At 59.0% G+C, this 25,317-nt stretch carries 24 protein-coding genes and 1 pseudogene; 13 read left to right on the top strand and 12 right to left on the bottom strand.

What is annotated here, in order from left to right; all coding sequences use genetic code 11:
* The first annotated feature begins 243 nt into the window (after window positions 1-243).
* A complete protein-coding gene (locus tag C380_RS17130; RefSeq protein ID WP_051022552.1) occupies window positions 244-1,239 on the top strand; it encodes an IS5 family transposase in 996 nt (331 codons plus the stop codon).
* A gap of 258 nt (window positions 1,240-1,497) precedes the next feature.
* On the opposite strand, the gene C380_RS25340 is transcribed toward C380_RS17130, so the two are convergent.
* Window positions 1,498-1,638, bottom strand: a complete 141-nt coding sequence (locus C380_RS25340) for a hypothetical protein (RefSeq protein ID WP_168162371.1) — start codon at window positions 1,636-1,638, stop codon at window positions 1,498-1,500.
* Between the two features lie 34 nt (window positions 1,639-1,672).
* Window positions 1,673-2,539, bottom strand: a complete 867-nt coding sequence (locus C380_RS17125) for a LysR family transcriptional regulator (RefSeq protein ID WP_015015089.1) — start codon at window positions 2,537-2,539, stop codon at window positions 1,673-1,675.
* Window positions 2,540-2,683: 144 nt separating this feature from the next.
* Between C380_RS17125 and argH the strand changes: the two genes are divergently transcribed.
* The 5 genes and pseudogenes from argH to C380_RS25630 form a co-directional block, all read left to right on the top strand.
* Entirely contained in the window at window positions 2,684-4,195 is a 1,512-nt protein-coding gene (gene argH / locus C380_RS17120; RefSeq protein WP_015015088.1) for an argininosuccinate lyase, read from the top strand.
* A 53-nt stretch (window positions 4,196-4,248) separates the two neighbouring features.
* Window positions 4,249-5,217, top strand: coding sequence for a tripartite tricarboxylate transporter substrate binding protein (locus C380_RS17115; protein WP_015015087.1), 969 nt, complete (start codon window positions 4,249-4,251; stop codon window positions 5,215-5,217).
* 640 nt (window positions 5,218-5,857) lie between these two features.
* A complete protein-coding gene (locus C380_RS25105; protein ID WP_148279986.1) occupies window positions 5,858-6,514 on the top strand; it encodes a site-specific integrase in 657 nt (218 codons plus the stop codon).
* Window positions 6,492-7,202, top strand: coding sequence for a hypothetical protein (locus tag C380_RS17110; RefSeq protein ID WP_015015086.1), 711 nt, complete (start codon window positions 6,492-6,494; stop codon window positions 7,200-7,202). Before C380_RS25105 ends, C380_RS17110 begins: the two co-directional genes overlap by 23 nt.
* A gap of 152 nt (window positions 7,203-7,354) precedes the next feature.
* Window positions 7,355-7,507 (top strand): annotated as a pseudogene (locus C380_RS25630) (integrase core domain-containing protein); the annotation flags it as partial.
* Window positions 7,508-7,563: 56 nt separating this feature from the next.
* Here the strand turns inward: C380_RS25630 and C380_RS17105 are convergent.
* The 9 genes from C380_RS17105 to C380_RS17065 all read right to left on the bottom strand — a co-directional run bounded on the left by C380_RS17105 (window position 7,564) and on the right by C380_RS17065 (window position 15,427).
* Window positions 7,564-8,208 (bottom strand): isochorismatase family protein, encoded by a 645-nt coding sequence (locus tag C380_RS17105; RefSeq protein ID WP_015015085.1) that lies wholly within the window; start codon window positions 8,206-8,208, stop codon window positions 7,564-7,566.
* The gene (locus C380_RS17100; protein WP_015015084.1) at window positions 8,205-9,269 is read right to left on the bottom strand and encodes a hypothetical protein; all 1,065 of its coding nucleotides are present in this window, start codon (window positions 9,267-9,269) and stop codon (window positions 8,205-8,207) included. The genes C380_RS17105 and C380_RS17100 overlap by 4 nt, the downstream gene beginning before the upstream one ends.
* 1 nt (window position 9,270) lies before the next feature.
* Entirely contained in the window at window positions 9,271-10,092 is an 822-nt protein-coding gene (locus C380_RS17095) for an alpha/beta fold hydrolase (protein ID WP_015015083.1), read from the bottom strand.
* Window positions 10,089-10,856 carry a hypothetical protein gene (locus C380_RS17090; RefSeq protein WP_003067076.1) on the bottom strand — a complete coding sequence of 256 codons (768 nt, stop codon included), beginning with the start codon at window positions 10,854-10,856 and terminating at the stop codon, window positions 10,089-10,091. Before C380_RS17090 ends, C380_RS17095 begins: the two co-directional genes overlap by 4 nt.
* A 48-nt stretch (window positions 10,857-10,904) precedes the next feature.
* Window positions 10,905-11,621: an ABC transporter ATP-binding protein gene (locus C380_RS17085; RefSeq protein ID WP_003067073.1), complete on the bottom strand. Its 717-nt coding sequence runs from the start codon at window positions 11,619-11,621 to the stop codon at window positions 10,905-10,907.
* Window positions 11,614-12,372 carry an ABC transporter ATP-binding protein gene (locus tag C380_RS17080; protein WP_015015082.1) on the bottom strand — a complete coding sequence of 253 codons (759 nt, stop codon included), beginning with the start codon at window positions 12,370-12,372 and terminating at the stop codon, window positions 11,614-11,616. The genes C380_RS17085 and C380_RS17080 overlap by 8 nt, the downstream gene beginning before the upstream one ends.
* Window positions 12,369-13,286 (bottom strand): branched-chain amino acid ABC transporter permease, encoded by a 918-nt coding sequence (locus tag C380_RS17075; RefSeq protein ID WP_003067067.1) that lies wholly within the window; start codon window positions 13,284-13,286, stop codon window positions 12,369-12,371. The genes C380_RS17080 and C380_RS17075 overlap by 4 nt, the downstream gene beginning before the upstream one ends.
* Window positions 13,283-14,152, bottom strand: coding sequence for a branched-chain amino acid ABC transporter permease (locus tag C380_RS17070; RefSeq protein ID WP_015015081.1), 870 nt, complete (start codon window positions 14,150-14,152; stop codon window positions 13,283-13,285). The genes C380_RS17075 and C380_RS17070 overlap by 4 nt, the downstream gene beginning before the upstream one ends.
* A 66-nt stretch (window positions 14,153-14,218) precedes the next feature.
* Window positions 14,219-15,427 carry an amino acid ABC transporter substrate-binding protein gene (locus C380_RS17065; RefSeq protein ID WP_015015080.1) on the bottom strand — a complete coding sequence of 403 codons (1,209 nt, stop codon included), beginning with the start codon at window positions 15,425-15,427 and terminating at the stop codon, window positions 14,219-14,221.
* Between the two features lie 578 nt (window positions 15,428-16,005).
* Between C380_RS17065 and C380_RS17060 the strand changes: the two genes are divergently transcribed.
* From C380_RS17060 to C380_RS17030, 7 genes are read left to right on the top strand one after another with little or no spacing between them, the layout of a single operon-like run.
* On the top strand, window positions 16,006-17,865 hold the full coding sequence (locus tag C380_RS17060) for a PEP-utilizing enzyme (protein ID WP_015015079.1): 1,860 nt from the start codon (window positions 16,006-16,008) through the stop codon (window positions 17,863-17,865).
* Complete coding sequence (locus C380_RS17055) at window positions 17,862-18,965, top strand: PEP/pyruvate-binding domain-containing protein (RefSeq protein WP_015015078.1); 1,104 nt, start codon at window positions 17,862-17,864, stop codon at window positions 18,963-18,965. Before C380_RS17060 ends, C380_RS17055 begins: the two co-directional genes overlap by 4 nt.
* On the top strand, window positions 18,962-19,834 hold the full coding sequence (locus C380_RS17050; protein ID WP_015015077.1) for a xanthine dehydrogenase family protein subunit M: 873 nt from the start codon (window positions 18,962-18,964) through the stop codon (window positions 19,832-19,834). Before C380_RS17055 ends, C380_RS17050 begins: the two co-directional genes overlap by 4 nt.
* A gap of 12 nt (window positions 19,835-19,846) precedes the next feature.
* Window positions 19,847-20,551, top strand: a complete 705-nt coding sequence (locus C380_RS17045; RefSeq protein WP_015015076.1) for a CoxG family protein — start codon at window positions 19,847-19,849, stop codon at window positions 20,549-20,551.
* 49 nt (window positions 20,552-20,600) lie between these two features.
* Window positions 20,601-21,110 carry a (2Fe-2S)-binding protein gene (locus tag C380_RS17040; RefSeq protein WP_080554180.1) on the top strand — a complete coding sequence of 170 codons (510 nt, stop codon included), beginning with the start codon at window positions 20,601-20,603 and terminating at the stop codon, window positions 21,108-21,110.
* Entirely contained in the window at window positions 21,107-23,533 is a 2,427-nt protein-coding gene (locus tag C380_RS17035) for a xanthine dehydrogenase family protein molybdopterin-binding subunit (protein WP_148279985.1), read from the top strand. The genes C380_RS17040 and C380_RS17035 overlap by 4 nt, the downstream gene beginning before the upstream one ends.
* Window positions 23,530-24,192 (top strand): hypothetical protein, encoded by a 663-nt coding sequence (locus C380_RS17030; RefSeq protein ID WP_003067040.1) that lies wholly within the window; start codon window positions 23,530-23,532, stop codon window positions 24,190-24,192. Before C380_RS17035 ends, C380_RS17030 begins: the two co-directional genes overlap by 4 nt.
* Here C380_RS17030 and C380_RS17025 read toward each other — a convergent pair.
* Window positions 24,174-24,956 (bottom strand): GntR family transcriptional regulator, encoded by a 783-nt coding sequence (locus C380_RS17025; RefSeq protein WP_015015074.1) that lies wholly within the window; start codon window positions 24,954-24,956, stop codon window positions 24,174-24,176. The genes C380_RS17030 and C380_RS17025 overlap by 19 nt on opposite strands.
* Window positions 24,957-25,317: the final 361 nt, after the last annotated feature.

Genomic DNA, 25,317 nt, shown 5'->3' with positions numbered 1-25,317 from the left:
TTCGGGTTTTGTTTAACCGGTTGTTCCTCTTGTGAGGCGGGGTGGAACAGCCGCTTGCGGCTGTGGAACCTCGCAAATCAGCGTTGAGAGATGCACAACGCAATTCCCAGCCCCGTGACCCATGCAGATGTCCGAAAGTACTTTCGTCGGACACAGAGCAATGTCTATCTACTCTCTGGGAAGGCTTAGGGCAACGCTGAAAAAGTCTCCGCTGCTACTCCAGCGTGGGTAAATTACTGGGCCATGAAGCAGCAGACCCTTGCTATGGCAGCCGACGCCCAGTCGGGTTTTGAACAGCATCGCAAGCCCACGCGGCGCGACGAATTCCTCAAGACCATGGAGGCGCTGGTGCCCTGGGCGGCGCTGTGCGAAGAAATCGCACCGCACTACCCCAAGGCTGGCAATGGGCGTCCTCCCATTGGACTGGAGCGCATGCTGCGCATCCACTTCATCCAGCACTGGTTCAACCTCGCCGACCTGGCGTGTGAGGAAGCCCTCTACGACAGTGCCAGCCTGCGCCGCTTCGTCGGCATTGACCTGGGTTGCGAGCCAGTGCCCGATGCCACCACGATGCTCAAGTTCCGCCATCTGCTGGGCGACAACAAGTTGGGCGAAGCGCTGTTCGCACGCGTGGGCAAGGAGTTGCAGGCGCGCGGCATCAAGGTCAACACCGGCACCATCGTGGACGCCACCATCATTGGTGCACCCAGCTCCACCAAGAACGCCGCCAAAGCCAGAGACCCAGAAATGCACCAAACCCGCAAGGGCCAGCAGTGGTATTTCGGCATGAAGCTGCACATCGGCGTGGACAGCCAAACCGGGCTGGCCCACAGCGCGGTGGTCACGGCGGCCAACGTGCACGACAAACATCCACTGCCTGATTTGCTGCACGGCAACGAGCAGCGCGTTTATGGCGACTTGGCCTATGCCAGCCAGAAGGCACTGATAGCGAGCAAGGCACCCAAGGCCAAGGACTTCACCAACCAGCGCACGCGCCGTGCGGGAGAGGTTGATGAGGTGCAGCGGGCCAAGAATCGCAACAAGTCGCGCTTGCGTGCTCGGGTCGAACACGTCTTTGCCGTGGTCAAGCGGCTATGGGGGTTCACTAAGGTGCGCTATCGCGGGCTGCAAAAGAACGCCACGCGTGCGTTCACCGCCTTGGCCCTGGCCAACATCTACCTGTGCCGAGTGCATCTGCTCGGACACCAGCGGTCGAAGGAAGCACTCTGTACGCGGTGACTGAGTTGGTGCGCACCCTTTGTCAGTGGTACGTGCCCGATGCTGCACCGTCACGCACCAACGCCTCTGGGCCTGGTGCCGTCAGTCAGGGCGTGGAATTTCTTGCGCCCATGGACCAGTTGCTCCCAAATTGGCCCACGCAGTTTGAAGCGCACGTGAGAGCCCGGATTTTTGTCCGGCAATCCAGACGGCCGTACATTGCGGACCCGACTCGGACCGTGGTACGAGCGCCTAAAGGCGCTGCACCATTGCCAAGGATTACAGCAGTTCCTTGACGTCATCTTGCGCGTAGCCGAAGCAGAGTTCGACGGTACGTGCATAGACTTTGCCACGCCTGAGGTCGCCGCTACGGCAACGCATATGACCGCCACACAAGCGGCCAAGCGAATTGGTGTTCATGCGGCGACCTTCAGGACCAGGGATTTCATGACCCTCAAATCTCAGCCAAACACCGCATGAAGGCTGTCATCTGCGCCGACTCTGTGTGCTGCTGAGCGATTAGCACGTGCCGTGCAAACTGCACCGCGGGCTCGAATCGAAGCACCTTGATTCCTGGCAGGCTCATGTTGCGCACCACCAATGGGTTGACCACGCTGACTCCAAGGCCCATTTCGACCATTCTGCAAATGGTGGGGGCATATGGGGTGTCCAAGATGAGCTTGCGACGGTCTGGATTGAACGCCGCGTCCACCGCCTCTCTCGTGCCATCACCCTGTGTGAGCGAGATAAATGGTTCATCATCAAAGTCACTTGGTTTGACCGAGCGCTTTTTGGCCAGACGATGGCCTACGGGAACGATGCAAACACCCTGTTCTTGCGCCCACAGACTCGACTGAACGCCCGCAGTGTCAACAAGGTACGAAACAAGACCGAGGTCACAGTAGCGGGTGGCCGTCCATTTCGCCACCGTTGGTGAGTCATTGGTGTGGATGGAGACCGGGGTATCGGGGTAGCGTTTCCGGAACACTTGAATGACTTTGGGCATCACACTCATCGCAATTGACGGTACTGCTCCGATGCGAAGCGTTCCAGTGCCCAGTTGTCGAATCAGTCGTACCGAGTTCTCGAGGGCGTCCATGCCCAAGAACGAGCGCTGAACCTCTTGGTAGAACGCGTCCCCTTCCGCAGTGGGCGTGAGTCTCCCAGCCTTTCGCTCGAAGAGGTGCAGGCCTGTTTCGGCTTCCAGCTGGGCAATGAACCTGCTGATGTTTGGCTGGGTGGTGTGCAACTCCTTGGCAGCCAAGGTCATTGACCTCGTGAGCATCACCACCCTGAATGTCTCAATCTGCTTGAACTTCATTTGCACCTCTGCGTATTTTCAATGAGCATAACAAGGATGTATGGGTTCCTATAAAACTCGTATTTGACGGCATGTCATGCGGTTTTCATACTTCGCTCAAGAACTCGGGGGAACGGTTCCCCAGTGGCAGGAAGCAGGCAATTCATGGAATCCAAAGTAAGTCGTCGTTTGCAACAACCCACCGCACAGGAGGTGTGCGACCACATCTACCTACCGCGGCTCAATCGCGAGTTCGCGAGTGGGTTCATCTACCTGACCGACATCAACGCTGCCCACCTCTTGATGTTGCGAAAGGCGGGCTTGGTGCCAACAAACGTTGCCGCTTTGCTTGCTCGGACGCTCGTGAAAATGCAAGGCGACGGACCTGACGCGGTCACGTTGGACCCGCAGCGCGAGGATGCGTACTTCAACTACGAAGCGCAACTGATGAGCCTGGCGGGCTCAGATGTGGGTGGGCGTCTGCACGTGGCTCGCAGCCGTAACGACATTCTTGCGACCCACGACCGGCTGCGAGCGAGAGACATCGGGCTCAATGTGCTGGATGCGTTGAATGCAGCCAGGGAGGTGGCGCTATCGCGTGCTGCCGCCTACGCCGATGTGGTAATGCCAGGGTACACACATCTTCAGTCCGCTCAGCCCATCAGCTACGGTCACTATCTGTCTGCCGTAGCGCAGGCTATGGCGCGTGATGCAGGACGAATAGAGCAGGCCATTGTCAATATGGATGCGAGCCCCCTTGGAGCGGGTGCTCTGGCTGGCACCGCATTCCCAATTCAGCGCGAGGAGACGGCCCGGTTGCTCGGGTTTTCGGGATGCGTGGAGAACTCCTTAGATGCAGTGGCTTCGCGTGACTTCGCCTGGGAGTTGATGTCTGCGATGACCATCGCATCGCTGACCTGGGGACGAATTGCCCAGGACTTCTATGTGTGGGCCACTCCGGAGTTCGGTTTGATTGAGTTCCCCGACAGCGTAGCGGGAACTTCGAGCATCATGCCGCAGAAGAAGAACCCGGTGGTCGTTGAATACCTCAAGGGGAAGACAAGCCACCTCATAGGTCTTTTGACAGCGGCGATGTCAGCGGTGAAGGGTACGCACTTTACCCACAGCGGCGATGGCAATCGGGAGAGCATGCGCAGCTTTTGGGAGAGTGCCGATGAATGCCTGCGCTGTCTCGTCCTGTTCAAGCTGGTCATCGATTCCGCGAGGCCAGCTGAAGCGACCATGCTGCACAAGGCTCGCACGGACTTCTCCACGGCCACGGACCTGGCTGACGCTCTGGTCCGTGAATCTGGCCTTTCCTTCAGAGAAGCACATCATGTCGTGGGGGCTGTGGTGCGTCAGGCACTGGATGCCAGCTTGCCGGCCAGCGACATCACAGCGGAGATGGTCAACGCGGCAGCCACGGAGCAGACGGGTAGGCCCATTTGCTTGAGTGACCAGTCCGTGCGACTGTGTCTCGACCCGGCGTACAGCCTTGAGTCGCGCTCTGCGAAGGGGGGGCCTGCACCCTCTCTGGTCGTCCTGCGAATCGCACAACAGCGGGATGAGCTCCACAAAGCTCAAGAGCGAGCCATGCGCACTCGGCAGATGGTTGCGGATTCACGTACCAGGCTTCAGTGCGAGCTAACCGAACTTGCTGACCTGTCTGCTGATTGAGCGACTTTTCCTTTCAACTACTTTCCATCCACCTATCTACATTTGGACGAACCATGATTTGTGTTTCCAAGCTCACTGCAGCGGTCGTCGTTGCGCTCGCTGCATCCTCCGCCTTCGCCGATGCTTTTCCCAGCAAGCCGATTCGGTTGGTGGTGCCATTTCCGGCGGGAGGTACCACCGACAACCTGGGGCGTTTGCTGGCAACGAGGCTGTCCGAAAAGCTGGGGCAGTCGGTGGTGGTCGACAACCGTGGTGGTGCAGGTGGAAATATTGGCGCGGACTTGGTCGCCAAGGCGCCCGCCGACGGCTACACGCTTCTTTTCGGAACGGTCGGAACCAGCTCCATCAACCCCTCTTTGTACAAGAAGCTTCCATTTGACCCGCATAAAGATTTCACGCCCGTAGCGCCTTTTGCAAGCGTTCCAAACATCCTAGTGGTCAACCCAAAAGTCCCGGCGAGGACGGTCTCAGAACTGATTGCCTACTCGAAACGTCAGCCTGAAACTTTGAACATGGGGTCGGCAGGCAGTGGGACGACAAATCACCTGACCGGTGAGATGTTCAAGTCGATGACGGGGGCATCGATGACCCATGTACCCTACAAAGGCAGCGGTCCTGCGATGGCAGACCTGTTGGGTAACCAGATTCAACTGATGTTTGACAACCTACCGGGTTCATTGCCGCATGTGAAATCGGGCGCCCTGCGTGCGCTAGCAGTGACCGGAGCGTCACGTTCGCCAGCACTTCCAGATGTGCCCACCATGGCTGAGGCTGGCGTGACCGGATATGTGGCGGACGTGTGGTTTGGTGTGATTGCACCAAAGAACTTGCCTCCAGAAATTTTGAGCAAGTTATCTACCGAAATCACTCAAATTTCCAGGGAGAAAGCGACGATAGACAAGTTGTCTGGCCAGGGGGCTACGCCGCTTTCGTCCTCTCCAGCTGAGTTCACTCAACGCATCCAAAGTGACACCGAAAAGTGGGCCAAGATTGTTCGCTCCTCGGGTGCCAGTGTTGACTGAGACTGAATGCGCTAGCGGCGGGGCATTTGTTGAGTGCCACAATTCGACGTGCTCCGCTGCATGGGTAGTTAAGTTCACTGCCATTGCTGTGCAACAGCGCGACGGTGGCCACGGTCTGTTCGTGGTGCCATCAGGCTTGTGTCGAACTCGGCCGCTCAGTCTGCATCAGCGTCGACCGCGCGACATCCCAGCTCTGTTCACTCACCTTCCGTCGGTGAGAGAAAAACCTGAGACGGGGGCCTGCGTGCGAATCCCAGCATCTCTGGCTCCAGTTCCAAGACTCTGCGGCCTGACGCTATCCGTGGGCTCATTGTCCCGGTTGAGCGAACAATCAAGCGTATAGTGCTGTTTCATACGCAGAAGACGCTTTTTCATTGATGCCCCACGCTGTTTTTGATGGGAGACGCCGCATCGCGGCGGACGCAGAGATGCCTGAAAAAACAGCGCTGGTAGAAATTTCTCAGCTTATGCGTCCAAATTTCTCAACTTATGTTTGCCCATGACGCGTAAGTCGTTGATTCATTAGGCCTGAAATTATCGGCTTATTAGGTCACCCACACGCTGCTGTCTGAGTGCTGTGACCGTCGGAAGCCGGCGGCGGACTGACCGACTAACCCCGTTTCAGAAAGGTGTGTCAGTCATGCTGCGCTTAGTCGGGTTGCTTTACATGACAGACAAGCATCTCACTCGCAACCTGACGTACAACGCTAACACGGTAGAAGCTTACTCAAGTGACTTGCTTGATTGGATGCGGTTCTGCGCCCGGTTCGAAATCCCTTGGAACAAAGCCACGTGGGCTGATTTAGGACGCTACGTCGACAGCATGAACTTGGTGTCACCTCATCACAGTCAAACGTTCCGACAGGCCACAGTCTCAAGACGTCTAGTGCCAATTCAACAGTTATACCAGTGGGCAACGGAGAATCTTCCTGACCTGTGTTCAGGAGCTCCCGAAGGTACCTTGTTCAAGGCGGCTAATGTGGCCTACTTTCTTGATGACCGCCGCAAGGAACTCCGACAACGTGTTGGCTATGGCAAGGAGTCTACCGAGGACATCTTGCTGCCAAATGCCATGCAACCGAGCGAAGTAGAGGCGGTACTAAAGGTAATCGGCCCTCCGCCCATGTCACACACAGAACATGAGATTAGCGGTGGCGCAGGCTCAGCAGTGATTCCTAATAAGGAGCACGATAAGACCGAAAAAACATCTACAGCTCATCTCGGGATGGATATCGCTTGCCAAGCAGGCCTGCCGTCGATTCATTCGGTGTTTTGTGAACCTATCCAGGCTTCCTGACTACGACAGCTTCGGCAACAACTTGATGCGCTATCGGCAGTCCAGAGGGGGCTGCATCAGGACTCACCAAGGACGCAAGACCTTCGCGGACTACTGTCTGAAAACCCGAAAATCATCGCTCTCGGCGCTGAGCTTTCACTACGGACACCTCAATGAGTCCATTACCTACAAGGGGTACTACGAGCCCATTCAAAGACTGGCCGACGAGGTGGACAGCTTGGCACACAGTGCGACAGTTGACTTCTTTGTTAGTCGAAGCGAGAGGAAAGTTGTCTTCGGCAATATGGCAGCAGCTGTGGACCGCTTTCTGACAGACGCCAAACTCGACTCTATTCAGGACATTGGAGTGCTGCGTACTAAGGTCAAGGAGGTTGTCTATGCGCACGACATCCGGATTTTTTTCAATGACTTCGGCAACTGTTTCATCAGCGCCGCTCCTCTGGAGTCTCGCTGCCAGCAAGCTGCGGGTGGGGCGTCGTGGATGCTACGAAAGCCTAACTATAAGACCCGCAGCATCACCATGTGCGCGGGCTGCAACTGCTTCGTATTTGACTCCACGCACTTGCCCTACTGGGAGAGACGCGTTGAGGACTGGGGCGAAGCTGCAAAGGACCCCACCAACAGAGTTGCCGTAAGCAGGCACGCGCAAGCTATGGCGGTTGTTCGCTGGTTCAAGAAAAATAGGTAAATGTTGGATGCTCAAATAGCATCGCCCTCATCTGTTGTGGCGAGCCAATTAGATGCCTTCATGTCCGATGACCCTAGAGAGGCGAAACTCTGCGCTGCGCTGCGGGAGTTGGTTGCGCGTCAGAGTTTCGACGCCAATGGGAGGTTGAAGGGGCCCGGGAGTGCGTTGCACATTGGCGGCGGGATTACAACGAGGTCAGGCCGCACAGCAGTCTGGGGCGCATCCCGCCGGCACGATTCGCCCAGCAGCACCTCCAGCGCGCTGGCGGTGCCGCTGGCAGTGAGCAGAAACAAAACTTCGATTAATCTTTAACCCCAGACTTCTCCAATCCATTGGTACGGTCAATGGGGGCAGGTCATCCTCAGAGTCGAGTGGCCACGTCGCTCCATGGGCGGACATCGGCATACTTCGCCTGAAGGTCGAAGAGTGCTGCATTGTGAGGACCGATTGCCCTGTCCCCAACACAGTCTTCGAGCACCACTGGGCGAAAGCCCCAGCTCATTGCATCCACCACGCTGGCGCGCACACAGCCACTGGTGGTAGCGCCAGCGATAAACAGCGTAGAAATGCGACGCGCAGTCAGCCAAGCGGAGAGCGCTGTTCCGAAGAACGCGGACGGAGCCGTCTTGCGCACCACCAGCTCACCCGCGCGAGGCGCAAGGGAGGGAACGATGGCGCTTGCTTGCGCGTCCTCGTGCAGCGTCCGCATCCCTGGAATCTTCTCCACGAACACGTTGCTTTCACTGCCGTCGGCGGGGTAGACGATGCGGCTGTGGGCAATTGGCCAGCCGCTCGCGCGGGCGTGCGCGAGCACAGGAACGGTAGCCTCGACCGCGGATGCAATGTTGCCGCCGCCGAGCTGCGCAGGGTCGGCGAAGCCATTCACAAAGTCGACGATGAGCAACCCGAAGGGAGCCTGCAGGCCCAGGCTCGCGCCCAGCCCCTGGCGGGCATACACGGCGACGTCATCCGCGTCGTGAGGCTGCACGTTGGACGCGGAACTCATGCTGCAACCTTTCTCGATGCTGAGTGCAGTTCTTCAACCACTTTGCCTTCCCGAACGACATGAACATCGTCGAGCGCCACGCTGCAGTTACGCATGGGGATGTCGATGTGGCACGGCGTGGAGCGAGTTCCTCCCACCTCGTTGTTGGGCCCCATCGAGAACAGGAAGTTGCCGTTGAACGCGCGAGCATCCATGGCGATGGTTGCCTCGCGGTCATAAAGCGACAGCGTGCTCCAGAACGCTCGCTTCTGTAGTCCATAGCCGATGTGCGAGATAGCGTATGCTTCGGGGTCGTTGAAAGATGCCATGTACTCACTGAGCAGTTCGGCATCCAAACCACCTTCGATGCTCGTGGCAAAGCCCTTCTTGATGGTGATGGTGATAGGCGACTGAACGTAGCTCTTCATGGGCAGCAGGATGTCACCCTTGTCGAGAACGATGGTTCCTTCAACCTCGCCTTCGTTCGGCCAGGTGAGAATGAAGCCACTTGGCCAGTGGTCCCAACGCCCCGGCTGGTCAACGAGACCGTACTCCTGCACCACCGGGTACTGTCCCAAGGGCATGCGGACATTCGTGCCTGCCTTCGAGGTGACGTACATCGCCTTCTTGCCCTCAAAGATGCGAGCGGCAGTGGCCACGCGCTCTCGGTCTTCCGGCGTGGGAACAAGACGAACGAGCACCTCAGGCGGCTCAACCGCAAGAAGAATCCGCGTACCCGACTCAAGGAGCTCCTGCTGTTCAGGGGAGAACAACAGGGTCATGAGGTCGAGAACGTAGTCACTAGCCTTCAGTGCCGCCATTGCGGCGCGGTTACCAGTCAAGGGTGTCGTCCCGAGGTACGCCAGCGAATCTCGGCTCAGTGCCTTCTCCCCGTTGATAGGTGGCAGGTCGAGCCGATTGACCACCGCACCGCAAGACGCCGCAGAGATGGTGGCGCAGCGCAGCGTCTGAGGGTGAGTGTTGTCGCTGGTGAGGACGGTCACCATGTCGCCTGAGCGCACGCCGGAGAGGCTGAGCACCTGGTCCCAGGCGCGGATGAGTTCTACGTCGCTGACTGGCATGTCATGCTCCTTCAGGGTGGAATGAGAGATTCAGGTACTGGCCGAGCAAGCGGAAGAAGCCCGCCTCATCGTCCCAGGGAATCATGTGACCCGCGTCCGTGGCCACGACCTGTTTCAGCCCGGGTGCAAGGCGGGCGATTTCAGCGGCGTCCTCGTCGAGAATGACGCCGCCGCGCCCGGCAATCATCAGGAGACCAGGAACCGTGAGCGAGGCAAAGTTGGCGTGAACATCGTCGTTGTGAAAGCCGTTCCAGGCTTCCTCGATGGCCTTCTCGTCGCACGTGTGCAGCCACTGTGCACGCAGTCGCAGTTGCGCTTCGGTCCAAGTGGGGGAGAAACGCTTGAGTTCTTCCCACGGCTGCCCCGCAGCCATTAGGCGGATGGAGTCGATGTACCACGCAAGCGGCGCGGGGTAGGGGCGACGACCCGGCCCGCCTACTGGCGGGTCAATGAGGAGGAGCCGGCCAAACCGAGATGGCATATGGGCGGCCGCGCGAACAGCAATTCGGGCGCCCATGGAATGACCCAACACGGTCGCTTCTTGCCAGTCGAGCGCGCTGAGAACAGCGGTGACATCGGTTGCCAGGGCATCCAAGCCGTAGTCGAGCTCAGGACCCGACGAACTCAAGCCGCGGCCACGCACATCGAGAACATTAACGTCAAAGTGTTGTGCGAGAGTCTCCGCCACGAAGCCCCACGTCACAGCCGGGCTGGTGATGCCAGGCACGACGAGGAGCTTCGGACCCTTTCCGCCATAGCGCAAGAGGTGGTGGCGAATTCCGTTGGCGGGAACGTGGAAGCCGTAGAGAAAGGTACTGCTCATCCCAGCGCCTTCTTGGAGTAGCGACCAGACAACAGCGCGCCAGCGCCAGGCACAACTTGCTCGAGGCCGAGTGCGCCAAGCATCGCGTAGGTGGTGGCGACCGCAGCGGTCACGACGGGTTTGCCGGTCAGGGCCTCCACTTGAGCGATAGCGGGAAGCGAAGGCATCTGGACGCACGCTGACAGCACGATGGCATCCACATCGTCCGTCTTCATGTCTGCCACGATGCCGGGCAGTTTCGACGGGTCATGTCGGCCGACTTCGAGGTTGTCCGGAATCTCAAGCGCCCTCCAGTCAGAAACTTCGAAGCCTTCGTTCTGGATGTAGTCGATGACCAATTCGGTCAGCGGCACCATGTAGGGCGCCACCAATGCGATGCGTTTGACGCCCATGACTTTCAGCGCGTCCACCAAGGCGCCAGCACTGGTAACAACTGGTGCGGCACCCTGGTTGCTAACAGTTGCTTCGCCAAGGCGCGCTTGAGACTGGCGGTGATAGCCGCGACCCATGGCCATGATGGCGACCAGGCAGGCGTAACCCAGAACGTCCACGCGTGCGTCACTCAGCTCCAACGCGCAGCGGTCGGATTCGGCGTCCATCGCCGCGAGCTCTTCCTTCTTCACATGCTTCATGCGCATGCGCGCTGAGTGGAAGGTGAAACGCTCCGGCAGCACCTGCTCGCGCAACCGCAGCATCGCCGGAATCTCCGTTTCCATGGTGGTGTTTGAACTGGGCACAATCTGGCCAATTCGGTAAGGCTTCATGTCTGGAGTCTCTCGTTGGTTAAGGGTTAGAGGGTCAGGGGTTCACGGTCAGTGCGCCGCGGCGCCCAGATAGGCTTTGCGGACGGCGGGGTCGTGCAAAAGCGCTTGCGCTTTGCCTTCACCAACCACGCGGCCGGTCTCGACCACGTAGCCGCGGTCTGCGATGGCCAGGCTCTGGCGGGCGTTCTGCTCTACAAGCAGCACACCGATGCCGAGTTCTCGAATTCGGCGGAGGGCACTGAACAGCTCGCGACACACGAGTGGTGACAGCCCGAGCGATGGTTCATCCAAAAGAAGGATGTCCGGGTGGGACATCAACGCGCGACCGATGGCAACCATCTGCTGCTCACCGCCGCTCATCGTCCGGACCGTCTGGCTCATTCGAAGGTTGAGCTTTGGGAACAGCGAAACGATTCGCTCCAGCATCTCTGCCTCGCCCGCGCGAGCACGCTTTGGAAGCGCACCCAGTCGTAGGTTGTCCTTCACAGAGAGTTGACCGAAAACACCGCGGCCTTCCGGAACCAGTGCCAGTCCAGCATTGACGATGTCGTGCTGTGGCAGCTTCATCAGGTCCACGCCGTTGAGCGTCGCGCGAGCGCCCGGCTGCGCAGGGACCATGCCGCCAAGCGCCTTCAGCAAGGACGTCTTGCCCGCCCCATTCGCGCCCAGCATCACGACAATCTCACCAGGTGCGACTTGAAGGCTCACTCGGTCAAGCGCGCTGTGTTGACCATAACGAACGGAGATGTCCTTGACTTCAAGCATGGTTAACCTCCTCTTCGGCGTCAGACTCGTCCTCGCCCAGGTACGCAGCGATGACAGCCGGGTTGCTGAGCACCTCGCGCGTTGGCCCGTCCGCAATTTTTTGGCCGCTGCTGAGAACAATGCATCGGGTGCAAAGCGCATTCACCGCGTCCATGACGTGCTCAACCATCACGATGGTGATGCCGTCAGCACGCATGGAGCGGATGAGCTCGATGCCTTCCTGGAGCTCGGTGGGATTCAGACCAGCAAGCCATTCGTCAAGCAGCAGCAGGCGAGGGTGCAGGGCTAAAGCACGCGCCAGTTCAAGCCGCTTCTGGTCGATGTATGTGAGCTTGCTTGCAGGAGCATCAGCCTGACTCTGCAAGCCCACTTTGGTCAGCAGTGTTATTGCCTGCTTTCGAGCGGCTTTACCGTGCACGCCGTTGGGGTGGAAGGCCAGGCCGACCTCCACGTTCTCTGCGCAAGTCAAGCTGCCAAGCACACGAACCAACTGGAATGTGCGCGCAACGCCCATGCGAGCGATGCGATGGCTGGCCAGTCCACTGATGGTATGGTCCAGGAACTGAATGGTCCCTGACGTAGGAGACAGTGCGCCTGAAACGAGGTTCAGCGCCGTCGTTTTGCCCGAGCCATTGGGTCCCACCAGGCCAATCACCTCGCCCGCGAAGATTTCCATGTCCACGCGGTCCACGGCTACCAGACCGCCAAACCGACGCGTCACCTGCTGCAGTTTGAGAATTGGTGAAGTCATGCTCGTCTCCTGAGCTGCGCAACGGCGCCCACCAAGCCGTTGGGCAACAGGTAGACGATGAGAATGAAGATGAGCCCCAGCAAGATGGGATAGTGGTTCGGGAAGTTGCCGGAGAGGTACTCAAACAGAAGCACGAGGGGAACGGCACCGAGGATTGGGCCGAACAGGGCACTCGCTCCGCCCAGCAGCGCCATGATTAGCGTCTGGAAGGACACCGTCGCCGAGAAAGCGATGCTCGGGTCGAGGTAGGTCCAACGGGGCGCCATGATGGCTCCGGCCAGGGTCATGAAAGACGCCGACAACATGAACAGCAGTACCTTCGCCGTCGTGGTGTTGATGCCTACGTGACGGGCAACTGTCTCGTCTTCGCCGATGACGCGCAGGGCTAGGCCGAGTCGAGACCTGGAAATCAACACGCGGATGAGGAGGATGAAGGCCAGCAGCGCCAGGAGTTGCCAGTAGATGTCCTGAGTCGTTACGTCAGCGGTCACGTAGCGGCCCAACACCTTGCTGAACTTGACTTCGTACCAGCTCACAAGCTGCTTCACCAGCTCGGCCAGGCCGAAGCTAAAGATGACGAAGTACACCCCAGAGAGTCGAAGCGTCGCAAGACCCACCAACAGCGACATGACAATGCCGATGCCAGTTGCGGCGAGGAGCACCACGGGCCAGGAAACGACCTCGCCGAGGACCGCGGCCGCGTAGGCACCCATGCCAAAGAATGCGACGCTGGCCAGCGAGACGTATCGGGTCGGTCCAGAGAACAAGGCCCAAGCCGTTGCCAGGACTGAGTACATCAACATGTTGAGGTACAACCCGAGGGAGTAGTCACTCTCGATGCCGAACGGAAGCATGGCCAGGGCCACGACGGCGGCGATGGCTGCCGCCCATGCAAATTTTTCTTTCGTGCTCATCGCCCGACGCTCCCAAACAGGCCCGTGGGGCGCACAAGCAGAACCAGCAAAAAGAGTCCGTAGTTGACGGCGAGGATGAGCGCAGGCTCGATGCTGGCGACGATGGTCTCGGCAAAGCCGAGGAGGAGTCCGGCGACCAGCGCACCCATCAGGTTGCCCACGCCGCCCATGATGACGACGATGAGCGCCTTCATGGTGAACATGATGCCCATGGTGGCCGAGAAGGGCAGGAACATGCTCACGAGCACCCCGCAGACTGCCACCAGTGCGCCGCCCAGCCCGTATGCCTGAGCAGCTCGCTGGCGAACATTAATGCCCACCAGGGGAGCGAACTGAGGAGACACAGCAACCGCCCGGACAGAGGTCCCTACGCGCGTACGATTGAGCAACAGAAACAGGCCAGCAGCTGCGGCTGCCGCGACGCACAGGACGAGCAAGCGGTTTGCAGCGACGGTTCCACCGAGAATCTGAACGGGTTCAGCCAGATAGCTGTAGCTGTGGTAGTTGCCCGTGAACTGCAAAAGCATCAGCCCTTGCACAATGAAAAGCAAACCAAATGTGGCAAGGATTGAGTCCACCTCCAACTGAGGCCCAGCTCCGGTGCGCTTGACCAGCGGCACCATCAGAATGCGGTAAACCAACCATTGAACGCCGAATCCCAGAGGCACTGCGAGCAGCAGTCCCCAAAGAGGCGATAGGCCAAGCTTTGACACAATCCAGGCGATAAAGGCTGCCCCGATGAGGAATTCACCGTACGACAGGTTCATGATGCGAGCGACCCCATATTGCAGAGTCAGCCCCATCGCCACGAGCGCATATAGACCTCCAAGGGTCGCACCCGTCAGCAGCACGTCAACAAAGTTCATCGAAGTCTTTCTGCCTACCCAAGCCTGCGAACAAGCGGCTTGGGCAGGCGACGAAGTGAGGGACGCTTAGGACTTCTTCCAGGCGGGCTTGGGCATCACGATGGGCTTGGCGCCCTTCTTCGAGATGGGCGCGACACCGTAGTACTCGCCGTTCTGCCACTGGCCGACGTAGAACAGGTCACGAAGAATCTGGTTCTGCAGCTTCACCGTGCCGAAGATGGTCTCGAAGCTGCCATTGCGCAGCTCTTGCGTGACGGCAGCACGGTCGACCTTGCCAACCCGCTCGATGGACTGCTGAAGCATCTGCAGCGAGACCCACACCAGGGGTGCGGTGAAGCGGTCCGGTTCGTAGCCAGTCAGGTCCTTGTGACGTTTGAAGTAGCTCTGAATGACGGGGCTGCCGTAGTCCACACCCCCGAGCCCCATCACACCTTCCAGGTCGGCGCCAAACTTCTGGCCATACGCAGGCAGCGCAGTGCCGATGCCAAGGTACATCGCCTTGGGGTTCAGTCCCTGAACCTTGGCCTGTTCCGTGAGTAGGAAGGTGTCGGGCGGATAGGAGAACGCGATGAATGAGTCAGCGTTCTTGCTCTTGATTTCGTTGATGATGGGCGTCACGTCTTGAACGCCAATGGGATAGGTGTTGTCGTACACCAGCTTGAAGCCATGGCTCTTGATGGCGGCGCGCGCGGCTTTGGCGGCTTCCACACCGAAGCTGTCGGCGATATTGACCATGGCGACCGTGTCGCCAATCAGGCCTTCCTTGCGCTTGGCGGCCAGAACGTCCAGCAGCGCCTCGGCATAAGGGATGGCATCGCCTTCGTAGAAGAAGGCGTGCTTCCAGCGCTTCACCAGTGCGGTCGCATCGGCCGGCAGCGCTGCCACGGCCAGCAGGGGATAACCGTGCTTCTCGTAGGTCGGCGCGGCGGCGAGGTTGTTGCCCGTGCCCCATGGAGCCAGCACGAAGTCCACTTTGTCTTGCGACATAAGGCGCTCGGTGTAGCGCACAGCCTCTTCGGTGCTCGAGCGGTCGTCGTACTCAACCACCTCGATTGGAACGCGCTTGTTGAACGCCTTGAGCATGATTCCGCCCGCGTCATTCACCTCTTTGACCCACAGCCGGTAATTGCCCGAGATGGAGGCAGAGACGCCGCCGGCATTGGCGCCCGTCTTCGAGATGGCCCAACCAATTCGCTCGGAGTTGGGGGCACCCTGTGCGAAAGCGAGTGGTGCTCCGGCAGAAAGCATCGCGGCTGCGGCCGCGGCCTTGAGCACAGCCCTTCGATGTGTGCCTGCGGCGCTCGCGCCTGGCATCACCGTCTGGGTAGTGGGCTCTTGAATCTTAGAAGACATGACGAGGTCCTTTTTTTGCGGTTGATGAAGCCGGCAACCTGGGTTGACGACCGTTGGGCAGCGCACCTTTTCGGTGCGTTCAATGCTTTGGAGGCCTATCTCCGCCTCATCAGCACCAAAACGATTCACGCCAAATGGTATGCCAAAATGGATGCACCAAATAGGGTTGAAACCGGGCCTGCCTGCCAACGCTACGCAATGTGCGTGCCTGTCGTGCTTGGCTTCAGCAACGCATCGTGCAAGGATAAAGGATAAAAGCCTTTAAAAACAATAAGTTATCCGCAAGCTAATTTTTTTGGTCAACTTTCAAACGCACGGGAAGGTTGTAAGGGAAACTACCTCCTAAGACTTTCCCTAATGCACAAATCGTTAGTTGGTATACCATTTGCATGGAGACAGCGTCGCAATATGCGATACGACCACCGGCCACTTTCGCCGACTCAGGTGTCGGCGAAAGTGGTCACACTTTTGCTCATGCAACGGTATTTACAGGACACAAAATGGCAGTGCAGAACAACACCACCCCCAGCGCTAAGCGCCGATTCCAAAGCCCATTTGACGTGGCGACCCCCCCCGGCGCCGAGGGCTGGCAGGAGCTCTACCCCTACTACGCTCACATCAGCGAAGAGCGCCGCGCCGTGGAAGAGCAGAAGCTTTGGTACTTCGATGGCATGCACAACCCAGAGCCGCTGTACCCCTTCGACACCATCATGACTGAGAACTGGTGGGTGGCAGCCAGCCAAATGACCACGAAGGTGTGGCCCATTCCGGTGGCAATGGGCATCGACCAACGCATCATAAATGGCTACCTCTACGTCAGCCCGAACTCCATCGACGACCCCGCCGAAGTGGCGCGCCGCGCAGAGCTCTTCAACGAGCGTGCTGGCCACTACTACGAGAACTGGGACACCATCTATGCTGAATGGAAGAAGAAGGCCAACGGCTGCATCGAACGCCTGAAGCAGATTCAGTTCAAGCCGCTGCCGGAGTTCGAGCCTGAGGAGAACGTCTACGGTCACCGCGGCATTTACTCTTCGCACGACCTGCTGAGCTCGTACAACCGGCTCATCGAGAACCTCTTCGAGATGGGCTCGTACCACTTCGAAATGCTGAACCTCGGCTATGGTGCTTACCTGACGTTCCGCGAGTTCTGTCAGCAAGCGTTCCCGGGCATCAGTGACCAGACCATCACCGATATGGTGTCTGGCATCGACATCCTGCTCTTCCGCCCCGACGACGAGCTGCGCAAGCTGGCGTCACGCGCAATCGAGCTGTCGGTGGACGGGGCGCTGCTGGCCAATTCGGACCCTGCTTCGGCGCTGAAGGCTGTTGGCTCGCTTCCGGGTGGCGCCGCTTGGCTAGCTGCGTATGAAGAATCGCGCAACCCCTGGTTCTGGTTCTCTACGGGTGTGGGCTACACGCACTCTGACGCAGTCTGGATGACGGACCCCCGCTTGCCTTTCACCGCCTTGCGCGGCTACATCGAGGCACTGCGCCGTGGCGAAGACATCCGTCGCCCTCTCGACAAAATCATCGAGACGCGCACCCGCGTGACCCAGGAATACCGTGAGCTTCTTCCCACGGAAGATGACCGCGAGGCATTCGACGGCCTGGTCAAGCTCGCACGCACGGTCTATCCTTACGTCGAAGACCACAACTTCTTCGTCGAACACTGGCACCACTCCCTGTTCTGGGAGAAAGTCCGTGAACTCGGCGAAGTGTTCGTCGCGCACAAGTTCTTTGACGACAAGGAGGACATCTTCTATCTGCACCGCCACGAGGTGTACGACGCGCTGTACGACATGATTATTGGTTGGGCGGTCGGCACTCCTCCTCGTGGCGAGGTGTACTGGCGCCCCATCATTCAGAAGCGCCGAAAGATTCGGGATGCTCTGGCCAAATGGTCGCCTCCGCCGGCCTTGGGTGTGCCTCCGGAGTCCATCACGGAGCCACTCACCATCATGCTCTGGGGCATCACCCAAGAGACCATTCAACAATGGCTCGGCGGCGACACGGCAGAAGACGGCGTGCTGCGAGGCATCGCAGCATCTGCGGGTAAGGTGACAGGGCGCGCACGTCTTATCACCGAGTCCGAGCAGCTCTACGATGTGCAAGACGGAGAAATCCTCGTGTGCCGCATCACGGCGCCTAGTTGGGCCCCGGTCTTCCAACGCATCTCGGCCGCCGTCTCCGACGTTGGCGGAATGATGGCTCACACGGCAATCATCTCTCGTGAGTACGGGCTGCCGGCAGTCGTGGGGACCGGCTTCGCCACGGTGAACGTTTCTACCGGCGACCTCATCGAGGTTGACGGAACCGAAGGCACGGTTCGCGTGCTGGAAAAGGCGGTGCAAGCATGAGTGCTGCAGCTCCCTTCGTGCTCTGGTTGGATGACCCCATTGCAAACGGGCATCCGGCTCTGGGTGGCAAGTTCTCGAGCCTAGGTGAGATGACCGCCAGCGGCTTCTCCGTCCCACCAGGCTTTGGCATCACAACCAGCGCCTATCGCAGCTTCATGGATGCAGCCGGGCTGAGCGAAGAAGCGCGGCGCGTCAGTGCCGCAGCGGACAAGATGGCCCTGGAAGACATCAAGTCCGAAACCAAAACCTTGATTGCCGGGGTGCTGAACGCTCCCCTGCCTGCTCAACTGGAAGCAGACATCCGCGAGGCGTACGCTGAGCTTGAACGTCGTACGGGTGTGAAGGACGTTCCGGTCGCAGTGCGCTCGAGCGGAGAGTCAGAGGACTTGGCAGGTGCGAGCTTCGCCGGACAGTACGACACGTTCCTGTGGGTGTGTGGCATCGAGTCCGTCTTGCACCACGTCCGTCAGTGCTGGGTGGGAATGTTCGGCGAGGCAGTGCTGTCGTACCGCGTGGATGGACAGGCTGTCATCTCCCGTGGCGACTTCGGCATGTGCGTCGGCATTCAACAAATGGTCCAAGCCCGTGCTGCTGGGGTGATGTTCACCCTCAACCCGCTCAACGGCGACCGTTCCAAGGTCGCCATGGAGGCCGTGTGGGGTCTTGGTGAAGGCGTGGTGAAAGGCGACATTACGCCGTCGCGCTTCATGGTGGACAAAGTCACGTTCGAAATCGTGGAGCGCAAACGCAGCGACCAGCGCGAGGAGTACCGATTCGACCCCAGTCAGGGTGTCGCCGTTCTGCCTATCGAAGAGACCAGGATTGGCGTGTCGTGCTTGGAGGAATCTCACGTGCTTGCGCTGGCAGAACTGGCCAAGCACATCGAGCGCCGTCGCGGTGCGCCTCAAGACATCGAGTGGGCCGTCGACGTGAACGGCAATGTCCGGGTGCTTCAAGTTCGGCCGGAAACCGTTTGGAGCCGCAAGGCGGCCCAGAGCATCGTCGGAAAGTCGCGCTCGCCGATTGGTCACGTCCTTGCACGTATGGCAGGTAATCAAATTGCAAAGCCAGCCGCAACTGGAGCCAAGGGAGCAGCGTGAAATCCGCGCCGATTAAATACCACCGCGCGACTTCAGTCGAAGAAGCGGTTCAGCTACTTTCGGAGTACGAGCCAGGCGAGGCTCGGGTCCTTGCGGGTGGTCAGAACCTTGTGGCCATGTTGAACATGCGCCTATGGCGACTCACCGCTTTGATTGATGTCAACGCGATTCCCGGACTGTCAGTCATTGAGCCTCGCGGCAACGACATTGTGTTTGGTGCACTTACGCGCCATGCAATGGTCGAGCACTCGGAGCTGGTGGCCCAGCGCCTACCTCTGTTGTCCACGATGATTCGGCACGTTGCAGACCGTCAGGTGCGTAATCGTGGGACCTTGGGCGGTAGTCTGGTGCATGGAGACCCCAGCGCCGAGATGCCCTTGGGATGCCTTGTGCTGAACGCGCGTCTACACGTTCATGGTCCCAATGGTTCTCGAGAGATTGCCATGGAGGACTTTTATGACGGTCCCTACGCTGCAGCCATTGAACCAGACGAGATGCTCACGCAGATAGAGATTCCGCCCGCACCGCGTCACCATGCGTTCATGGAGGTCGTACGCCGTCACGGCGATTTCTGCGTTCTTTCAGTCGCGGTGGTCGGTGACCAAAAGGACGACGGCACATGGCAGAACGTGCGCATCGGTCTCGGTGGACTCTCCGAGACGCCGGTGCTTGCCCACGCGTTGATGGAAATCGCAGAGGGAACCACCCTGAGCGACGAGGTGATTGCGCGCACCGCTGCTGCTGTCGGCAGCGTCATTGACCCTGCGAGCGACTTCCGAGCCAGCGCGGAGTACAGGGCTCACTTGGCGCCTGTCTATGTTGAACGGGCCCTCAAGGCGCTGCGCAAAAGCGCGCCTGTAGTGCATTAGGGAGATTCAGTTTTGAAGTACGAACAATCCTTCCAGGTGGCGCAGAACATCGCGACTGTCTGGAACTTCTTTTCTCAATTCGACCGTGTCGCGTGGTGCATGCCTGGCCTGCAGAAGGCGGACGTCATTGATGCAGATAGCCTTGATGTGGTGCTAGCCCAACGCGTGGGTCCGATGACGGCCACGTTCCAAGCGCGGGTTCAAATCACTGAGCGTGTGGAGCAGCAGTCGATGGGATTTACTTCCATCGGCAAGGCTGTACGCGGGGCTATCGGCAATTTCCGGAGCACCAACAGTGTGACGCTGGCTTCGGTCGACGATGGACGGGCGACTGCCGTCACAGTAACGGGTGAAGTTGCGCTCGGCGGAGCACTTGGCAGCCTTGGTCAGAAAGTGGTCGCGAAGCAGGCTGAGAAGATGACCGCAGAGTTTGCCAAGCAGCTTGAACGCGTGCTGAGCGAAGGCGACGAGAAGAAGGTTACTGCTGCCGTAGATGCTGCGCCTTCGAATAGCGGCGTGGACTCGACGCCATCGGCTTCCTCATCGCAATCCGGCAGCCAATCTGCTTTTCCAGCACAAATCGTATCCCCTCATCGTGTGGCGCCGAGTCAATCTCCTTCTATGGAGGGAGCGCTGCTCTTCTGGTCACGTCTTACCGCATTTGGGAGTTTGGGCACCTTCGCAGTCGGCTTGGTGCTGCTGTGGCGATTGACCTGATTTCAACATCTGAGTACTCCAGGCGACCCTGACCAACTATTACCCTGCCATGAACGAAGAGATACCCATCAATTTGACTGTCAACGGAGCATACGTGACGGCAACAGCGCCCGCGCGAATGCACGCTGCAGATTTTTTGCGACATCGTCTCGGGAACACTGGAACCCATGTTGGGTGTGAGCAAGGCAAATGCGGAATGTGCACCGTCCAAGTGGACGGCGTGGCGCTGAAGTCGTGTTTGATGCTTGCGCCTCAACTTGAGGGAGCATGCGTGAGAACTGTAGAGTCGCTCGCGGTTGACAACAAGCTGAATGGCTTGCAGGCCAGTTTCCACCGGCACCACGCTCTGCAATGCGGTTTTTGTACACCAGGATTTCTGATGTTGGCAACCAGCATCGTGGAGCGCGGAGAGATGCTGTCGCGTGATGAAATCAGAGAAGAAATCAGCGGCGTCCTCTGCCGGTGCACGGGCTACGAGAACATCATCAGTGCAATACACGAGTACCTGCATGAAACCGTGGCGGCCAACCCCCAGTTGGTTGCAAAGGAACAAGTATGAATGCACGTATGCACCCTGAGCTTCGCGACGAGCTCGGGGCTCAAGGACGGAACCACGGTTCTCCCGCTGCTCGCGCCTTCGGCAAGAGCATGCCTCGTAAGGAAGACGAGCGATTGCTCCGAGGAGACGGAAAGTTCGTCGATGATGTTCAGTACGCGCATCAGTTTGAGATGGCGGTGCTTCGTTGCCCATTCCCGCACGCGAGAATCCGTTCTGTGGATACGGAGGCGGCTCTCGCGCTGCCAGGCGTGCGCCACATCCTGACCGCCAAGTCGGTACGAGACCTCAGCGACCCACTCACCGTTCTGCGCCCGGTGCCCAATGCACCTAGTCTTCCCTACTACGCTCTTGCACAAGACGTAGCCTTGTATGAGGGACAACCCGTTGTTAGCGTCGTCGCGACAAGCAGAGCAGTGGCGGAAGACGCGCTGGAGCTAATCGACGTCGACTACGAACCTTTGCCTCACGTGAGTGACGCACTTGCCTCGTTGGAGGAGGGCGCACCGGTACTTCACCCAGGTTCTATGAAGTCGAATCTGATGGCGCGCCAAACTGATGCTGCTGGCGATGTAACCGCCCGCATGCAAGAGGCCGTTCACATCATCGAAGACACGATGCGCGTCAACCGCGTGACCCCCCTTCCAATGGAAACGCGCGGCATCGTGGCCTCCTGGCGCCCGGGTGCTCATGAGCTTCTGGTGTACTTGTCCACTCAAACGCCGCATCTGGTGCGCAAGCAGCTTGCTGAGTCCTTGCGGCTATCGGAGTCTTGCATTCAGGTAGTTGCCCGGGATGTAGGCGGTGGATTCGGTCAGAAGCTCGGCGCATTTCCTGAGGACGTGCTCGCCTGCTTGCATGCAATGATTCTGCGTCGACCCGTCAAGTGGATTGAAGACCGCATGGAGCACTTCCGTGCCAGTACGCATGGCCGCGAGTCAGTGCATCGGTTCCGCTTGGCCGCCGACGAGGAGGGAAACTTCACCGGAATCATCAATGACTACGTGACAGACATCGGTGGCTGGAACTCGCCGTTCGGTTCGGCTCAGCTTGCCAGTGTGGTGTTTACAGGTCCCTACAAAGTGCCCGATGCGTCAGTCACACGAGAGGTGGTTCTGACCAACAAAACCCCTGTCGGTGCTTACCGCGGCTACGGCCAGCCAGAGGTCAACTTCGCTCTTGAGGTGCTGGTTGACCGGATGGCACGCAAGATGGGCAGAGACCCGTTCGACCTGCGGATGCAGAATCTGCTGCAGCCTCAGGACCTTCCTTGGACTACCCCCAGTGGTGCTGTCTACGACAGTGGGGACTATCCTCAGTCCCTGCGCATGGCGGCTGAAGCTGTGTCATACGAAGCACATCGAATGACTTCGCGGTTGCCCCGAGCAGATGGCCGCATCGTAGGTATTGGATTCTCGTCATTCGTCGAACGAACTGGCTACGCCAGTGCCCGCTTTCTTGCTAAACGTGGGTCGCAGTTCGGCGCGCATGAAAGCGTGACCTTGCGCGCCAACCGTTCTGGCGGCGTTGACGTGTACACCGGCGTGTCTTCCATAGGTCAGAGTGGTGAGACAGCAATCGCACAGCTTTGCTCTGAGGCCCTTGGCATCGACTACGAGCATATCTGCGTGCACTCCGGTGACACTGCTATCTCTCCCCTGAACACCGGTGCATTCGCATCGCGCACTCTGATTGCGGTGGCGGGAGCTGTGCGAGAGGCGGCGCAAGCTTTCCAAGCCAAAATACTGCGACTGGCGGCCTGGACTTTGGAGACCTCGCCCGACAAACTGAGCGTTGATGGCGACGTTGTGCGCTTCAAATCAGGGCCCACCCAAAGTGTGCCTCTATCGCAGGTTTTCACGCGTGCCATCGTTGGTCAGGGAATCCCTGCTGATGAATCGCCGGGCCTCGAGGCTACGTCACACTACGAGCCGCCAGACGCAGCTTTCGCCTTCGGCGCGGCCGCGGCGGTGGTAGCCGTCGACCCCATCACTGGTGAGTTCCAGATTGAACGGTTTCTCATCGTTCATGACTGCGGCGTGGTCGTGAACCCCAAGGTCGTCGACGGGCAAGTGCGAGGCGCGCTGGTTCAAGGACTGGGGGCGGCATTGGGCGAAGAGCTTCGGTATGACGAGGAGACTGGCCAATTGGTCAGCGGCTCGATGCTGGACTACTTTGTTCCCATCGCGGCGGACGTACCACCCATCGACATGCTTCACACTGAGGTCCCTTCGCCGGTCACACCGTACGGAGTTCGGGGTGTGGGTGAGGTGGGCACCATTCCGGCAGGCGCCGCTATCGTCAATGCCATTTGCGATGCGCTCAGCGCCCAGGGTGTTGAAATCTCTTCGTTGCCCATTACTCCGGAATCGGTGTGGCGCGCGATGGAACGGGCCAAAGCCCAACAGTCAGGAGTGAATGCATGAATCCTACTGTGCGCGGACGTTACGCGGACCCCAGCTTCACGCAGCTCGAGTTGGAGGCCACCAAATGGCTTGACGGTTTTTATCAACTCGAGCACTTGTTCAATACACGCTACTGGGTGATTGAGCTAACCAATGGAGCTGCCTCGGAAGCGCTGAAGTTGGCGGCCATTACTCACGATGCTGAGCGATTCTTCCCAGGCGGGCCCTCAGGTACGCCGGATGCGGGATTTGACGACCCTGACTATCTATTCGCTCACTCCATCCGCTCTGCGGACTTCATTGAGAAGTGGTTGAGAGAGCAGGGGCCCGAGGGCGGTGAGCCTTTCATTCGTCAGGTCCGGCGATTGGTGCTGCGCCACGAAATCGGCGGTGGTGACGAGGCTGACATCCTTTCAGCGGCGGATGGGCTCTCGTTCCTGGACATTTTCGACTGGCTGACAGTCGACTGGGTCCGCAAAGGCATCTTCTCGCCCGATGGTGCGAGGGAGAAGTTGCGTTGGAGCATTGAGCGAATTCGCCCGCAGCGCGCTGTTCAGCTCGCGCTGCCCCTGTACGAACGCGCAATTGCCACTCTTGCGTCATGGGAAACAGTGGATGTCGACCTCGAGTGGCGTCGCAAAGTGGCCAGTGACCGCAGCTATCAACTAGGTTCCAATTGAACGCGGGGCTTTCGGGCCCTCGTTTTTGGAATGTTGACTTCGGAGGCCAGCGGGCCTGCGTCCGAGAGATGCATCGACGCCAGCGAGCGCGATTTGTCTACGTGCTGAGTCATGAGCCACTTCGCTAGAGCGTAATCGCCCTTGTTGATGGCAGAGTAGATGGACTCGTGTTGAGTCTGCGCCTCTTGCAGTTGCTCCGGGGTGTAGGCGTACCGAGAGCGGTGCGTGATGGTAACGGCCAGCACTTGGCGAGTAATCGTGTAGAGCAGCTGACTGCCGGCCGCATCCAAGATGGACTCGTGAAACTCCAAGTCAGCCTGCGCCTGCTCGATGGGCGTGGACTGTTCATTCAATTTCAAATAGCGCCGCAACGAATGTTCCACCTTGGGCACGTTTGAGCGGTCCGGATTGCTGGCCGCACATTCTGCAGAGAACCCCTCCAGCAGCCCGCGGAGAGAGTACACCCGGCGCAAGTCGTCCTGAGAAAAGTGCGCCACCAAAGCAGTACGGTTGTGTCGCAGATGGACTAGGCCTTCGCCTTGCAGAACGAACAACGCCTCGCGGACTGGGGTCCTGCTGACATTGAGTTCCTGAGCCAAGACGCGCTCCGGGATGCTACTGCCAGGCTTGAGCACGCCCGACAAAATTGCCTTACGAATCACATAGGCAACGGGGTCGCTGAGGCGACCGGTTGGAAGGTCCCGCTGAGAGCCCTTGACGGATTCGAATTCTGAGTAGAGCTGTTGGAAGTACTGGAAAGGCATTGAGCAACTCGAGCAAAAGTCAGCCACTGTGTACCCCTAGCAGCGCGGCAATGCCGCGCCAGTCTAGGCGGCGAAATGCATGGCGAGTACCAAAATAATGATTTTACGTAGTCGTTATCGCCCGGCGAGGATTCGTCTTTGACTTCCAGCGCCGTTCTGGAGGACTGACCTGACCAGTGAACGAGATGGTCCGGGGTGTAGAACCAGGGCCCCGGGCGTCCTGCATGTTTTCGCCGCGCCTCTTTGACTGCGTCAGTTGTGTGGTGGATACAGCCATCTATCAAATCAACGGTCAGCGGCTGCGGAAGATAGGTTTCCACCGACGGGTCCACGTTTAGCGCGCAGCATGTCAGACGCTCTG

Origin of the sequence: Acidovorax sp. KKS102 (assembly GCF_000302535.1) — a bacterium.
Classification (GTDB): Bacteria; Pseudomonadota; Gammaproteobacteria; order Burkholderiales; family Burkholderiaceae_C; genus Acidovorax.
This window is presented reverse-complemented; position numbering and strand designations above follow the sequence as displayed.